Genomic DNA, 14531 nt, shown 5'->3' with positions numbered 1-14531 from the left:
GTGTTTTCTAAACTCCGGTTTTTTGCCTTTATAATGATGTTCGGTATGGCAAACGTTGCTTATGCGACTAGCATCTCAGCAAGAGTCAATGTGTTCGAAGATAAGCTGACTCAGTTTGAAAAACAGGTCAATGAGATGCGTGCTCAGCAGGCTTCCCAAAACCAGGCTTCAGAAAGGCAGGCAAGCACAGTCTCCAAACTTCAAATTCAAGTTGATTCGATCCAGGATCAACTTGATCAATATTTTTATAGTCATTCTTCTTCTGGTTCTTCCTCGCCACGTCATGGTCGTTTTACTGATCGTCTTTATTCTTACCCTTAGCTTTGGCTTTCATTTAATCGATGCTTAACCATCAATAATTGTATAATTCATTGACAGCTAAACTTGTTTGAGTGCTGGGTTATGGGTTAGTATTAGTCTAATATTAATCACATATTTCGATTAAATGGAAAAAACATGCTCCAGCAAAATGAAAAAGACCGGCTGGCGGAGTTAGAGAAAGCCTTTGTACTGTTTAATCAAACGTCTAACCAGTTAACACAAGCCTACGAGGCACTTCAGGATCAGGTGGTTCATTTGCAAGCGCAACTTGCAAAAAGTGACCATGAAAAACACCGTGTTGCAGACAGATTGGAGCGCCTGCTGACTTTACTACCTGCCGGTGTAATTGTTTTAAATACTGATAATCAAATTATTGAAATGAATCCAAGTGCTGCAGATATTCTTGGTTCCCATGCTCTAGGTGATCTTTGGGCAAAGGTGGTTGAGCGAGTATTTGTTAGTCGCAATGATGCTGAAGAGTTTGTGTCTCGAAGTGGTACGGTGTATCAGTTATCTCAAGTCACTCTTGATCAGGCGCTTGGTACTATTTTGTTAATTCAAGATGTGACTGCTGCTCGTCAGTTACAAGATCATGTTAATCGACATCAACGTTTGCGTTCTATGGGGGAAATGGCTGCTTCACTTGCCCACCAAATTCGTACGCCGTTGGCCGCCGCCCTTTTATATGTGTCTCAGCTTTCAAGTCCAAACATTGAGCCGGATAAGCGCGCAAAGTTTACTCATAAGGTACTTTTAAACCTCAAGCATCTTGAAGGTCTGGTCAAGGATATGTTGCAGTATGCGAAAGGAGGGAGCACAGGACAAACACGGATTGAAGTAGGCGCCCTGTTGGAAGATCTTTGTTCTTCTCTCGAGCAACAGGTTAATTCGACTGAAAGTCAGTTGTTTTTAGAACACATTTTTACTGAGATATGGGTTCGAGGGGATCGTGATTCGATGATTACTGCATTGCAAAACTTGGTTATTAATGCAATTGATGTGGTTAGACTTAAAGCTAGTATTAGAGTTTCTGTTGCGTTATACAATGAGAAATGGGTTGATCTAATTGTTAGTGATCAAGGTCCTGGTATTGCGCTGGATGTTCAGGAGAAGATTTTTGAACCTTTTTTCACCAGCAGAGCTAAAGGAACAGGCTTGGGATTGGCGGTAGTTCGCACTATTGCTGAAGCGCATGGTGGCGAAGTATGGCTTAAGTCGCAGCTTGGAAAAGGTGCTCAATTTGGCATAAGATTGCCATTATGTAAAACGGAGAAAGAGATCTGTGAGTGTAGCTAAAATTTTAGTTGTTGAAGATGATCCAGCTTTGCAAGAAGCGCTTGTTGATATTTTAACTTTAAATGAACTTGAAGTGACAGCGGTAAGCTCTGCAGAAGAGGCGCTAGTTGCGTTAGATGATGATATCGCAATGGTTTTCTCTGACATCCGTATGGATGGTATGGATGGCTACAGTTTAATGAAACGTATTCGTGCCCTAAAGCCTTATTTACCGATTGTGTTGATGACTGCTTATGGAACTATTGAGCAGGCTGTGGATGCGATGAAATCAGGTGCGGTAGACTATATGGTGAAACCTTTTGAAGCAGATGTTTTGGTTCAAAAGGCACGGGCTTATTTTAACCGCGATGCTTCTTTGGACGATGACTTTGTGGTGGCTGATTCAGCCAGTGTACAAATTAAAAATATGGCAAATCGTGTTGCCAAGTCGACAGCAAATGTCATGATAACGGGTGAAAGTGGTACGGGTAAAGAGGTGTTGGCTCGATACATACACCAGCAGTCGGATCGTAAGGATCAAGCATTCGTTGCGATAAATTGCGCCGCTATTCCTGATAATATGCTTGAGGCAGTGTTATTTGGCTATGAAAAGGGTGCATTTACTGGGGCGTTAAAGTCTATGCCGGGCAAGTTTGAGCAGGCAAATAAAGGCACGATTTTTTTAGATGAGATTGGTGAGATGCGAGTAGATCTTCAAGCCAAGTTGCTGAGGGTTTTACAAGAAAGAGAGGTTGAACGCATAGGTTCGTTGCAAACGATTTCGCTAGATATTAGAGTAATTAGTGCTTCCAATATTAATATGAAGCAGGCGATTGCAGAGGGGCGTTTTCGTGAGGATTTATTTTATCGATTAAATGTGTTTCCCTTGCATTTGCCGGCATTAAGACAGCGCCCGAAGGATATACAGCATATTGCCAATAAGTTGTTAATTAGACATTCTGTTTCAAGTTGCGCAAGACCTGAGCTAACGGAGTGTGCGATGGCAAGACTAATATCACATGATTGGCCTGGTAATATTCGTGAGTTAGACAATGTAATTCAACGTGCATTGGTGATGATAACGGGCGATGAAATTAGCGCTTCTAATATTATATTTGATGATGGGTTAGCCTCTAATGAGGCATCGGTTGAGGTTTTTAATGGGCAAATTAAAGAGCAGCGGGTTATTGAATCAGGTGAACTAACGTCTTCGGACGATGTGACATTAGACTTAAAAGCCAGAGAGACAGAGTTAATTTTATCGGTTCTCAAGAGAAATAATGGACATCGGCAAAAAACTGCGGAGGATCTAAACCTAAGCCCTAGAACATTGCGTTATAAATTAGCTAAGTTAAAAGACCAGGGAATAGATGTGTAATACTCATTGTTAGTTTTTAGCTTTTGGCACAGGCCATGCTTCTAGTTTTTAACTAAGTTTTAGATAGGTTTATAGATCGATTACGTCGATTATTTTTTTAAATTATGCGATAATTTAAATCGCTAGGTTTTACTTGAGTACTCCCTGATGGATAAAATTGATACACAATCATTAATGCTTCAGATGCGCGCTCTTACGGCAGAAGCGCAAAACAAGCCTTTAGCTGTTACAGCTACGGAGCAAACGGGTCAATCCAGCGCTCAGGGCTTTGCAGATTTGTTGAAGCAATCTGTTGAAGGTGTTAACAATCAGCAGCACAAAGCGCGCGAGATGAGGGAGTCTTTTGAGCGTGGAGATGAGGGTGCGGATTTAACTGAGGTGATGTTGCAGGCTCAGAAAGCCAGTTTATCTTTTCAGGCGATGACTCAAGTCAGAAATAAGCTTGTGGAGGCCTATAAGGACGTCATGAATATGCCGATATAGGACTAAATTTAAAATAATTTAGGGTAATCGGCTATTTTAATTAATTCAAACTGAGTGTGGTATGGCTGAATCTGCGTCAATAAATGATAAATTAAATACGCGTACTGGCACTTCACCTTTATCGACTCTGGTAGAAAATCTTACCTCCCTTCCGGTTGCCCGGCAAATTGCTATTATTATCGGTTTGTCGGCATCTGTCGCATTAGCCATAGGCATTCTCCTTTGGTCTCAATCCACTCAATATACCTTACTTTTCGGCAGTATGAGTACCGCTGAAATGAATGAAGTAGCGCAGATTCTCGATGCTCAACGGGTAGATTATAAGCTGGATATCAATAGTGGTTCTCTAATGGTGCCTGCAGATCGGGTTCATGCTCTGAGGCTTCAATTGGCATCAGACGGTTATCCGCGCCAAGCTGAAACAGGTTATCAGTTGCTTGATAGAGAGCAGGGATTTGGTATATCTCAGTTTAGAGAGACAACACAATATCATCGTGCGCTTGAAGGTGAGTTAGCAAAATCAGTGGCTTCTCTAAACCAGGTTGAATCGGCCAGAGTCATGTTGGGTTTGCCAAAACGTTCGGTGTTTGTCCGTAAGCAAGAGGCACCTACCGCATCAGTGGTCATCAAATTGCGTTCAGGTCGAACATTGGATGAGCAAGCCGTTTCTGCGATTGTTCACCTGGTTGCGGCGAGTATTCCAAATCTAAACCCGCGCGACGTTACCGTGGTAGATCAGTTGGGCAATCTGTTGTCAAATAATAACCAGACTGCTCAATTGCAAATGAATATGCGTCAGTTGGAATATACTCGAACGGTTGAGGAGACCCTTACCAATCGTGTTGTCAGTTTAATCGCTCCAGTTGTAGGGGGGGCAAGTAAAGTTCGAGCTCAAGTGACTGCTGAGATTGATTTTACCCAGCAAGAACAAACGCGAGAGTTGTTTGAACCAGATCCTTCAGCTATTAGATCAGAGCAGGAGATCAGAGAATTAAATCGAAATCAAGGGCCCATGGGCATCCCCGGAGCTTTGACAAATCAGCCACCAAGGGCTGGCTTGGCTCCTGAGGAGGGTTATACTGGCGCTCAGGACGATCCTAATTTAAAAAGCATGTCTGAGCGTCGCACAAGGAACTTTGAAATCGATCGTACTATTAGTCATATTAAAACATCGGTAGGTTCTATTCGTCGTTTATCTGTAGCGGTAGTGCTTGACGATAGACTCACTTTGGTTGATGGCGTTTTGCAACGGCAAGCGTTAACTGAGGATGAGCTACAAAATTACCGCCGTCTAATTATTGATACAGTCGGCTTGGATGAACTAAGAGGCGACACCTTAACGTTAATTAATGCTTCTTTTGTTGAGCCGGATGATGATTTTTTTGAGGCAACCCCCTTCTGGCAAGAGCCTTGGTTCTGGGATATTATGAAACAACTGCTTGCTGCATTGGCAATTTTGATTATTTTCTTTGCTGTTGTGCGTCCTATATTAAGAGATTTAACTAAAAAGGACGAGGTTTATCTTGAATATCCAGAAGATGTCGAAGAGGACAAAGACGAGCTTCGGGATGGCGATGAGATCGCTAAGGCTTTAGATCAGATGAATGAAGAGTTGCAGGCACAGGTTTCTGAAGAGGCGAAAGGGGCATCTAACTCTGAGGAAGCCGAGTTGTTTGAAAAAGTAAAAACGCTCGTACAGAGTGACCCGAAACTCGCCTCTATGATTATTAAGCAGTGGATGCAGGAGGGCGATGGTGGCTGAATCAATTTTAGAAGAGCTTGATGATGCCCCCGCTTTATCGGGGTATGACAAGGCTGCAATTTTATTAATGGCAGTCGGTAAAGACGCAGCAAGTTCAGTGCTTAAACATTTAAACCCCAGAGAGGTTCAGCAATTAGGCACTGCGATGACAGGAGTTGAAAATGTTAGTCATAAGAGCGTTAACCATGTTCTTAAATCTTTTTTGAATTTGGTGGGTGAAGATGCTCTTGGCGTTGATGCTAATGAATATGCTCAGAGTCTTATGACCGATGCTCTGGGTGAAGGTGGTGGCTATTTGCTGGATGCAGCGATGCTTGGTGATCAAGTGAAAGGTCTGGAAGCGATGAAATGGATGCATCCAAGTACCATTTCAAATATGCTGCGTAATGAGCACCCACAGGTTGTTGCAATTATTCTTTCTTATTTTGATCCTGATATGGCAGCTGAGATTCTCCGAGGTATTCCCGCGCGTTTCCAGGCAGAGGTGGTTTATCGTATTGCGACTTTAAGTACTATTCAGCCAAGGGCTTTGTTTGATTTAAATAGAGTATTGGAAGCGGGAACAGGCGATGGCAAGGGCGGCAAGTTGGCTTCGATAGGTGGTGATAAGCGTGCTGCTGAAATTCTCAACTATGTGGGCGGCGGCATGGATACTAAAATTTTGGATGAGATTGCGGTTGAGCATGAAGATATTAGCAAATCAATCCAAGATAAGATGTTTGTATTTGACGATATTATTGGTATCGATAATCGAGGTATTCAAGCCATACTCGCTGACGTGCCTAATGATGTCCTTATTTTGGCAATTAAAGGTGCGGATAATGAACTTAAAGAAAAGTTCTTGGGCAATATGTCTCAACGTCAAGCCGATATTATGCGTGATGATTTAGAGTCAGGTGGCCCAGTCAAATTAAGCGAGGTTGAAGAGGCTCAGCGCAGTGTTATCCAGGTGGTGCGCCGTCTTGCCGATGAAGGTAAGGTCATGATGCCGGGTGGTGGCGAGGAGTTTATATAGTTCATGTCCAAGACCAGTAAGGCTTCAGAAGAAAATTCGAAGCCGATTTCCCGCGTCATGCAGGCTGGAGAAGTCAAGTCGCCTGATATACATAAATGGCAATTTGTTGATTTAGCATCAGATGCTAAGAAGCAGTTAGAATCAGTGCGGGCTGATGTATTAGAAAAGATTAAACAAGAAATACAGCCAAAGCTGGCTAAGCAAACAGCTATTCTGAAGCGCGAGGCTTACGAAGAAGCTAAGCAGCAAGGCTATGAAGAAGGGTATTTAGCGGGCTTTGAAACCGGGCAAACAGTGGGTATTGAGCGGGCTGAGCAGCAAGCACTTGAAACATTAAAACCAAAAGTTGAACGTTTAGAGGCGGCATTCAACTCACTTCGGCATCCTTACAGCTTGATTTCTTCTGATATTTATCAGCAATTGGTTACTGTAGCTATGAAACTGGCTGAGCGCATCACCGAAGAGGCAGTTACAATCGATAAACAAAAAGTTCTGCATTTTATTGAGCAGGCGGTTCAGCTTTTGCCTGATGATCAGGCGGAAATTGAAGTGGAACTCAATCCAGAGGATCTCGAATTAGTAAGGTTTTATCAAGCAGAGTCTTCAAAAGGCTGGGTGATCAAAGCCAATTCCAAGCTTCAAGTTGGTGAATGCCGTGTTAAGAAGCTTAATTCTATTGTTCATCATCAATGGCGAGCACGCTTGGATGAGTTGTTACTCGAAACAGAAGCCCTTGTTTTAGCTAAGACTTCAGCTTTAAAGTTAGATAATGATGTCGACTCTTTTACCCATCCCGATCCCTCTCACTCTAGCAATTCAGAAGTTTGATGTTTTTTCAGGAGCAGCTTAATAATGGTTTAGCAGATGCGTTGAAGGAGCTGAGTAATCATTTGCCATCAGTACCAGGCCTGGTTGTTGAGGGGCGTTTGGTAAGAATGATTGGCATGACACTAGAGGTGGTGGGTACCTATGCTCCTATCGGTGCACGCTGTAAGGTGTTACATCCCTCTGGAACTGAAGTAGTTGCAGAGGTGGTTGGTTTTCATAATGATCGTTTGTTTTTAATGCCAGTTGGTGAAACTCACGGTTTGGCACCAAATGCACGAGTGATCCCTATTAGCGGCGGAGTGAAGGTTCCTGTCGGCTTTTCTATGTTGGGGCGTGTGATTGATGGTCGTGGTCAGCCTTTAGATGAGAAGGGGGCTTTGACTTCGGATGAGCTTGTCTCTTTGACAGGTAATCGTATCAATCCTTTAAATAGACAGCCTATCGTAAAGCCTTTAGATGTTGGTGTTAAAGCAATTAATAGTTTGTTAACAATTGGTCAAGGTCAACGAATGGGGTTAATGGCTGGGACTGGTGTCGGTAAAAGTGTGCTATTGGGGATGATGACCCGTTTTACCAGTGCTGACGTGGTCGTTGTCGGCTTAATTGGAGAGCGTGGGCGCGAGGTAAATGATTTTGTCCGCCAAAACTTAGGTGAAGAAGGGCTAAAACGTGCTGTAGTGGTAGCAACCCCAGCGGATGACCCACCTTTAATGCGAATGCATGGGGCGATGTTGGCAACGGCGATCGCTGAGTTTTTTAGGGATAAGGGTCTTAATGTCTTGTTGTTAATGGATTCGTTAACCCGCTTTGCTCAAGCGCAGCGTGAAATAGCGCTTGCTATAGGCGAACCGCCGGCAAGTAAGGGGTATCCACCCTCGGTATTTGCTAAGTTGCCGCAGCTGGTAGAGCGTGCAGGTAATGGCGCTAAGGGTACTGGATCGATAACAGCTATTTATACTGTGTTGGCTGAGGGTGATGATCAATCTGATCCGGTTGTGGATTCTGCACGCGGTGTATTGGATGGGCATATTGTTTTATCTAGAGCGATTGCTGATTCAGGCCGTTATCCAGCCATTGATATCGAATCTTCAATTAGTCGTGTTATGATTGAATTGATTGAAAAAGAACAGTATTTACAAGCTCAAAGATTCAAGAAACTCTATTCGCTTTATCAACAAAACCAGGATCTGATTAGTGTAGGGGCTTATCGCAAGGGTTCAAACCCTGATATAGATTTGGCAATTCAAAAGCAGCCCCATTTACTGAGCTTTTTAAGTCAAGCTATTGATGAACGTTTTGATTTTCCTCAGAGCTTTATGGCCCTAAAAAAAGCGTTGAGTTGATTTTGTCATGAGTCGAGCGCAGCGTATAAAAGTGCTTGTCGAACTTGCAGAGCAGGATGTTGATAAGGCTCAGTTGACATTAAAAGAAATTAGAGCTAACCGAACTTTTACTGAGCAACAGCTTAGCGACCTAAAAAACTATCGTAATGAATATATGGCAAGACTGACCACAAGCGGTCAGATGTTGCCGATACAGTTGCAAACGACCCAGGCCTTTATTAATAAATTGAATTTAGCCATTGAGGGGCAGCAAACTCAGTTGAAATCAATAGAAGCTATGCTTGAGCAAGCTCAGCAACAATGGACAGAAAAGCGGATGCGTTTGCAAGCCTTAGATAAGGTTTATCAAAACTTGTTGCGTAAGGAATACCAGCAGACAGAGCGGGCAGAACAAAAAATGCTTGATGAGTTAGCATCACAAAACTTTAAACGTTAGTATTGTATTTTCGGCACGGCAATTGCTTTAACAAATTCAAAGTAATATTTTATTTAATAAAAATTAAGTAGAAGAGTAATGGATTTGTTAAATTCAGTTTTTGACACTGCGGGTCGATTGGAACCAAAGCCTAGCTTTAGCATGCAGGGCTTGATTAATCATATGGTGTTAAACTCGCCTATAAACGCCTGGTCAGAAATTTTTACTCATCACCTTGCAGCCCAAATGCAGCCTTCGATGCTGGAAAAGCATGAGGGGTTTGCTAGGTCGTATTTGAACTCAACCTCACTCATAGAAAATCCTACGCCTGAATATACTCCATTTTCACCTCTATTCTTAGATGAATCATCTACCCAAGCGGGGTCGCCGCAAAAGAGCCTTGCTGCTTGGCTTGTTTCACAAGGTTTTGCAACAGAGGCTATAAAAGCGAATACTAGTCTCAACACTAAGCAAATTACCCATGCTACCCACGTTAGTGAAGAGTCTAAAACGATTTCGAGTCTAGAGAGTTTGGCTGAAGTCAATCAAAATAGTGAAGACCTTGAACTGGTTAAGCCAGTCGCTAAGGTTTTAGCTGAATCAAACCAAGCACAAGTGGAGTTAAAACCAACACAACAAATAAGTGAGCAAAGCCGTTTAGTGATCACAAATCAGATTTTGCCTGAAGAATCAGATTTCAAAGATTATCAATTGGGTAAAGTCGCGTCAGACCCTGGCATCCTGTTGAAGGAAACTGAACAGTTTGAAGCTAAAGCTATAGGGTCTGAAGATTTAAGCAGTTTGGCTGAAGCCAATCAAAATAGTGAAGACCTTGAACTGGTTAAGCCAGTCGCTAAGGTTTTAGCTGAATCAAACCAAGCACAAGTGGAGTTAAAACCAACACAACAAGCTAAAACTAAAGAACCCCTAGCGAGTGAGACTAAGCTTCAAACTGAAGAGTCATTCAGCAAAATGGAGCAAGAGCGGTTTGAAGTTAATATCGAACAACCAGGCCTGCTTGTCGCTTCAGATGTATGGCTAAACAATGATGAAGACACGGATAATCCCCGTCTATCTGATATTCAACGAATTGAACATGCTCAAACTGAAGGTTTAAAGCAAGAAGCATCTTCCCAGCAAGATTCTGGTTTTCTAAATTTTAACTTCTATCAGCTTCCAGAAACAGATATTTGGGGGTTAACAGGGCCGGGGGTTAGGGTGCCCTATGCACAGGATTTTTGGGCGCAAAAGAGCACTAATATTGTTGGCCTGACCACGCCAGTCAGTGCAAGCGGAAGGTTTGACACATTTTTGTCGAGTGTTGCAGGTGGTCAGCAAAATACGATGACGGGGGCTGGAAGTGAGTTTGGTTCTGGTTCTGAACGACCAACACAAATGCAGCAAAATCAAACGGCACAGCTCCAATCTTTTGCTCAGCAACTGATACGTCAAGAGCAGGTGATTGATCAACAGCGGTCTATTAGGGAGTCGGATATTAAGCTAGATTTATCAAGGGACGCTTGGAGTTCAACCTCAGAGGCTCAGCCAAAAGCCGAGAGATCAGCTACCGGGCCAGCTTTGGCTTCAGTGCAATATCCAATCAATCACGAAAAGTGGGCTCAAGCGATAGGTAAGCGCATTTTATTTATGGCTAACCAGCAAATGCAGCAGGCTCAAATTAGTTTAAACCCTGAAAAGTTAGGCCCAATTCAATTGAGACTTCAGCTTGATCGTGATCAATTGTTGAGTGTTTCGATGACCGCTCAGCATGCACTTACACGAGAAGCGTTGGAGGCAGCCATTCCGAGGCTCAGGGAAATGTTATCCGAGGCCGGAATTGCTTTCGAAGATATTAAAGTGAGCGAAGAAGGTTTGTTTGGCGAGGGTAAAGCAGAGCAGGATTCTAATAACCAGAGGCATTTAGGTGCCAATGAAGAAATAAAAGACGAAGAGCTAAAGCCTGAGTTGCAGTCAGATAATTTAATTGATTTTTATGTTTAGGAGAGGAAGATGAAAACAAATACTAAGCTAGTGGCTTTGGCTATTAGTACATTACCCGGGCTTGCTTTTGCTAGTTCTGAGATTGGAGTCGGTTCGTTGGTTGGTTATATTATTATAGCTGCAGGCGTAACAGCAGTGATCGCTAGTGCTTTGGTGTATCTGATTTGGTGTAATAAGTCAGGAGTTTGTGATCAGGGTGAATTAGTTGATGAGTTAAAAACCCTGTCTGAGGAAAAGCGTTTTGATCAGGCTTTGGCTACTCAGAACACAGATCCAAAACTGATACGTGCACTTAATAATTTATTAAAACAGACGCAGCAGACGCTGGATCAACGTCAACAGGAATTGGAAAACTATCGAGAAAAATCTCAGACTCAACAGCAGCAGATTAATCAATTAAACCAGGCTCTTGAGTCTGCTCAAGAAGAGTTGGTGAATCAGCAGTTGGCCTCTGCAGGTGCGACTAACAAAAGCGATATGACTGAAATTGTAAACTTATCTGATCAGGTTGAATTAGCTGTCAAAGACATGGGCAAAGGTTCGCAGGCAGGTATTCAGTCAGTTCAAAAGGTGATTACTGAGGTGGGTGGATTAACCGATGAGGTGACGCGTGCTACCGGTGTGATTAAGCAGCTTGAATCCGATAGTAGTAACATTGGAACTGTGCTTGTTTTGATACGTGATATAGCAGAGCAAACAAACCTGTTGGCGTTGAATGCTGCGATTGAGGCTGCTAGGGCAGGCGAGCACGGACGGGGATTTGCGGTTGTAGCTGATGAGGTGCGTATTCTTGCTGGGAAAACACAGCAAGCAACAACTGAAATACAGGCTATTATTGAAGGTCTACAACAGCGTGCTAGAAGTGCAGTTCAGGTTATGGAAAATGGACAAGAGCGTGTTGAAACGACTCAATTGCAAGCTGAAAGAGTTAGTGAGTCGCTACATGTCATTGCAGATTCACTCGCACAATTGGAAACAGTTCAAAAAAGTTTGAGTGCGGTTTTAAAGTAAAGTTTTTTTCTTAAACGACCCCAATTGGTATTCTTTTTTAGAATGTCTTACCAATTGGGGTTTTTTTATGCGTAAAATAATTAAACACGGACTGAATTAATGGATACTTTGGTTTAGAATAAGAAAATTGAATTCAAAGTTGAATAGAATTATTTAAGTTTAAAGAGTAGAGGTTAGTCATGGCAAAAGATGAAAAAGTGGAACAGGAAGAAAAAAAAGGTGGTGGTAAAGGGCTAATTATTGCACTACTTGTCGTTATTGTATTGTTGCTTGTAGGGGTTGGCGTGATGACCATGTTGTTGCTTACCTCCGGAGATAGTGATAAACCAAAGTCAGAAGAACAGCAGGTAATGCAATACTCTCCGACGTTTAAACAATATCCTCAACCTAAGGCAGGAACACCACCTTCTTACTTGGAAATGAAATTTGTGGTCAATTTCCGTGGAGAAGGTCGAGCAAGATTTATTGCAGTAGATTTAAATATTATGTCTCGCTATCCTGAAGTTATCGAAGATATGGAGCATCTGCGTCCAATATTACAGAATGATATTCAAATGCTTTTAAGACAAGTCACCTATACAGAAATCAGTGCGGATGATGGTCAGGAGGTGGTAAGGCAGCGTGTTTTAGAGGCGGTCAAAACGGTCGCGGAACAAAATGGCATTTTTCCTGATTTAATCGCCAATATTTTTATAACCCGGTTTGTGACCCAGTGATCGAGTTTGTAAATGGATGATATCCTCAGTCAAGACGAGGTCGATGCGCTTTTAAGAGGCATGGGTGATGGTGATGTTGAAGCTGAAAATGATGATTTAGCGGATTCTTCGATTGCCAAAACCTTTGATTTTACCAATCAAGAGCGTATTATTCGTGGGCGTCTTCCTGCGTTGGACATTATTAATGAACGCTTTGCGAGAAGTTTTCAACGCCATTTCAATGAGATGATTCTTTCAACCGTTGAGGTGGCTGCCGGCGAAGTTAAAATAATTAAAATGATTGATTATCTTCGTAATCTTTTTGTCCCAACGAGTTTAAATATCTATCGGATTGAGCCCCTTAATGGGGTTTCTTTGTTTACTTTGGATTCAAAACTTATTTTCACCGCCGTTGACATATATTTTGGCGGAACAGGTTTATTACCTTTTAAGATCGAGGGCAGGGATTACACACCGGTTGAGATGAGCATGATTCGTAGCATTTTGGATATTGCGAATCAGACACTCAGAAAAGCTTGGGCACCGGTGATGGATATTGAAATTGAGTATATGCACTCTGAAATGAATCCAAAGTTTGCCGCGATTGTTGACGCAACGGATATGATTGTTATCAGCCCAATAAATGTGAGATTTGAAGGTGTAGAAGGTCGTATTGATATTGTTATGCCCTATGCAATGCTTGAACCGGTGAGGGAAAAACTTGAAGAGGGTATGCAAAACTTACAGGGTGATGGTGATACTCATTGGTCAAAGACTTTAAGGGAAGAGGCAAAAAATATCGAAGTATCTTTAAGTGCTAGCTTGACCGAAGTGTCCATGTTTATGCAGGACGTACTTAAGATGGAGAAAGGCGATATTATTCCGATTGAAATGCCAAAAATGGTTTCACTTAAGGTTGAGGATATCCCGATTGCGCGAGGAAAAGTTGGGATTAGCAATGATAAAAAAGCAATTAAAGTTCAAGAAATTGTCCGTCATCCGGCATATTCAGACCGGATAATTGAAAATACAAAGGATTGGTTTAATGAGTGAGCAAGATGAATTAGACGCATGGGGTGATGCGTTAAAAGAACAGGCTGATGCTGAGTCAGCAGAAGGCTCAGAAGCTGAAGAAGATCCATGGGCGGCAGCGCTTAATGAACAAGCAGAAGTCGAGTCTAAGTCGGCAAGTGATGAGAAGTTGGATGCTAAAACGGCTGCATTTGAAGAGTTAAATTATTCCAAGGGTGATGGGAATAGAGTTGACCTTGATGTGTTGTTAGATATTCCTGTAACGCTTCAGTTGGAGATTGGGCGGACTCGGGTGCCGATTAGAAGTTTATTGTCCTATACGCAAGGTTCAGTCATTGAAATGGATCGATTGGCCGGAGAGCCATTAGATTTATTGGTAAATGGAACCCTAATCGCTCATGGTGAAGTAGTGGTTGTCAATGATAAGTTCGGCGTACGTTTAACAGACGTAATTAGTCCACAAGAACGAATAAAGAAGCTCAGATGAAACTGGTTCGTTCGTTCGTTTATTTTGGTTTGACTTTGCTGGCAACCATGTCCAGTGCCTTGGCTGACGAACAGACCGCCATAAGTGGAGCAGGATTGGTTAGACCCGGTGATTATTTAGCACAAATCATGGTTTCGCTGTTGCTTGTGTTGCTGATCATTTTTTTTGGCGCCTGGCTCTTGAGGCGTTTTGGGCGGTTTGCTAGTGTGGCAGATGGAAAGTTAATGGTCTTAGGTGCGGTATCTGTCGGTCAGCGTGAACGAATAATGTTAATCCAAGTAGGTGATGATCAGTTGCTGATTGGGGTAACAAGCAGCAAAATATCAACATTGCACAAACTTGAACAGCCGGTTGATTTAGCCTCTGAACAGCAAGTGAACACGGTATCAACCCATCAGACAGTTAGTTTTACTAAACGTCTTCAAGACGCTATTATGCAAAGAAAGTCCAGTGATCAATCTTAGATTTTTTGCTTTTTTAGTCTT

The 14531-nt window shown here is 42.5% G+C and carries 15 protein-coding genes; all 15 read left to right on the top strand.

Translation table 11 applies throughout. The features are described from left to right. The 15 genes from JX580_RS08405 (at nt 1) to fliO (ending at nt 14510) form a co-directional block, all read left to right on the top strand. Entirely contained in the window at nt 1-321 is a 321-nt protein-coding gene (locus JX580_RS08405; protein ID WP_248850098.1) for a fusion glycoprotein F0, read from the top strand. A 135-nt stretch (nt 322-456) separates the two neighbouring features. Continuing rightward, nucleotides 457-1617, top strand: a complete 1161-nt coding sequence (locus JX580_RS08400) for a sensor histidine kinase (RefSeq protein ID WP_248850097.1) — start codon at nt 457-459, stop codon at nt 1615-1617. Further along, nucleotides 1604-2974, top strand: coding sequence for a sigma-54-dependent transcriptional regulator (locus tag JX580_RS08395; protein WP_248850096.1), 1371 nt, complete (start codon nt 1604-1606; stop codon nt 2972-2974). The genes JX580_RS08400 and JX580_RS08395 overlap by 14 nt, the downstream gene beginning before the upstream one ends. A 147-nt stretch (nt 2975-3121) precedes the next feature. After that, nucleotides 3122-3457, top strand: coding sequence for a flagellar hook-basal body complex protein FliE (gene fliE, locus JX580_RS08390; RefSeq protein ID WP_248850095.1), 336 nt, complete (start codon nt 3122-3124; stop codon nt 3455-3457). A gap of 61 nt (nt 3458-3518) precedes the next feature. Further along, nucleotides 3519-5219, top strand: a complete 1701-nt coding sequence (fliF, locus tag JX580_RS08385; RefSeq protein WP_248850094.1) for a flagellar basal-body MS-ring/collar protein FliF — start codon at nt 3519-3521, stop codon at nt 5217-5219. Further along, nucleotides 5209-6234 (top strand): flagellar motor switch protein FliG, encoded by a 1026-nt coding sequence (fliG, locus tag JX580_RS08380; RefSeq protein WP_248850093.1) that lies wholly within the window; start codon nt 5209-5211, stop codon nt 6232-6234. The genes fliF and fliG overlap by 11 nt, the downstream gene beginning before the upstream one ends. A 3-nt stretch (nt 6235-6237) precedes the next feature. Continuing rightward, nucleotides 6238-7062: a FliH/SctL family protein gene (locus JX580_RS08375; protein ID WP_248850092.1), complete on the top strand. Its 825-nt coding sequence runs from the start codon at nt 6238-6240 to the stop codon at nt 7060-7062. Further along, on the top strand, nt 7062-8405 hold the full coding sequence (gene fliI / locus JX580_RS08370) for a flagellar protein export ATPase FliI (RefSeq protein WP_248851908.1): 1344 nt from the start codon (nt 7062-7064) through the stop codon (nt 8403-8405). The genes JX580_RS08375 and fliI overlap by 1 nt, the downstream gene beginning before the upstream one ends. A gap of 7 nt (nt 8406-8412) precedes the next feature. Then, the gene (gene fliJ / locus JX580_RS08365) at nt 8413-8841 is read left to right on the top strand and encodes a flagellar export protein FliJ (protein ID WP_248850091.1); all 429 of its coding nucleotides are present in this window, start codon (nt 8413-8415) and stop codon (nt 8839-8841) included. Nucleotides 8842-8919: 78 nt separating this feature from the next. Next, complete coding sequence (locus JX580_RS08360; RefSeq protein ID WP_248850090.1) at nt 8920-10821, top strand: flagellar hook-length control protein FliK; 1902 nt, start codon at nt 8920-8922, stop codon at nt 10819-10821. Nucleotides 10822-10830: 9 nt separating this feature from the next. Further along, nucleotides 10831-11832: a methyl-accepting chemotaxis protein gene (locus tag JX580_RS11930; protein ID WP_283103579.1), complete on the top strand. Its 1002-nt coding sequence runs from the start codon at nt 10831-10833 to the stop codon at nt 11830-11832. Nucleotides 11833-12011: 179 nt separating this feature from the next. Continuing rightward, nucleotides 12012-12548 (top strand): flagellar basal body-associated FliL family protein, encoded by a 537-nt coding sequence (locus tag JX580_RS08350; RefSeq protein WP_248850089.1) that lies wholly within the window; start codon nt 12012-12014, stop codon nt 12546-12548. A gap of 12 nt (nt 12549-12560) precedes the next feature. Then, nucleotides 12561-13580, top strand: coding sequence for a flagellar motor switch protein FliM (gene fliM / locus JX580_RS08345; RefSeq protein WP_248850088.1), 1020 nt, complete (start codon nt 12561-12563; stop codon nt 13578-13580). Further along, nucleotides 13573-14046, top strand: a complete 474-nt coding sequence (fliN, locus tag JX580_RS08340) for a flagellar motor switch protein FliN (protein ID WP_248850087.1) — start codon at nt 13573-13575, stop codon at nt 14044-14046. Before fliM ends, fliN begins: the two co-directional genes overlap by 8 nt. Next, nucleotides 14043-14510: a flagellar biosynthetic protein FliO gene (gene fliO / locus JX580_RS08335; protein WP_248850086.1), complete on the top strand. Its 468-nt coding sequence runs from the start codon at nt 14043-14045 to the stop codon at nt 14508-14510. Before fliN ends, fliO begins: the two co-directional genes overlap by 4 nt. The last annotated feature ends 21 nt before the right edge of the window (nt 14511-14531 follow it).

The organism is Thiomicrospira microaerophila, assembly GCF_023278225.1.
GTDB lineage: Bacteria > Pseudomonadota > Gammaproteobacteria > Thiomicrospirales > Thiomicrospiraceae > Thiomicrospira > Thiomicrospira microaerophila_A.
Note: the sequence above shows the minus strand (reverse complement) of the source record. Positions and strands in the feature narration are given on the sequence as shown.

Excerpts from the sequence above, each read along its gene's own strand:
- JX580_RS08400 (WP_248850097.1), top strand. The coding sequence starts at position 457 with ATGCTCCAGCAAAATGAAAAAGACCGGCTGGCGGAGTTAGAGAAAGCC.
- fliE (WP_248850095.1), top strand. The coding sequence starts at position 3,122 with ATGGATAAAATTGATACACAATCATTAATGCTTCAGATGCGCGCTCTT.
- fliF (WP_248850094.1), top strand. The coding sequence starts at position 3,519 with ATGGCTGAATCTGCGTCAATAAATGATAAATTAAATACGCGTACTGGC.
- fliG (WP_248850093.1), top strand. The coding sequence starts at position 5,209 with ATGGTGGCTGAATCAATTTTAGAAGAGCTTGATGATGCCCCCGCTTTA.
- JX580_RS08375 (WP_248850092.1), top strand. The coding sequence starts at position 6,238 with ATGTCCAAGACCAGTAAGGCTTCAGAAGAAAATTCGAAGCCGATTTCC.
- fliI (WP_248851908.1), top strand. The coding sequence starts at position 7,062 with ATGTTTTTTCAGGAGCAGCTTAATAATGGTTTAGCAGATGCGTTGAAG.
- fliJ (WP_248850091.1), top strand. The coding sequence starts at position 8,413 with ATGAGTCGAGCGCAGCGTATAAAAGTGCTTGTCGAACTTGCAGAGCAG.
- JX580_RS08360 (WP_248850090.1), top strand. The coding sequence starts at position 8,920 with ATGGATTTGTTAAATTCAGTTTTTGACACTGCGGGTCGATTGGAACCA.
- JX580_RS11930 (WP_283103579.1), top strand. The coding sequence starts at position 10,831 with ATGAAAACAAATACTAAGCTAGTGGCTTTGGCTATTAGTACATTACCC.
- JX580_RS08350 (WP_248850089.1), top strand. The coding sequence starts at position 12,012 with ATGGCAAAAGATGAAAAAGTGGAACAGGAAGAAAAAAAAGGTGGTGGT.
- fliM (WP_248850088.1), top strand. The coding sequence starts at position 12,561 with ATGGATGATATCCTCAGTCAAGACGAGGTCGATGCGCTTTTAAGAGGC.
- fliN (WP_248850087.1), top strand. The coding sequence starts at position 13,573 with ATGAGTGAGCAAGATGAATTAGACGCATGGGGTGATGCGTTAAAAGAA.
- fliO (WP_248850086.1), top strand. The coding sequence starts at position 14,043 with ATGAAACTGGTTCGTTCGTTCGTTTATTTTGGTTTGACTTTGCTGGCA.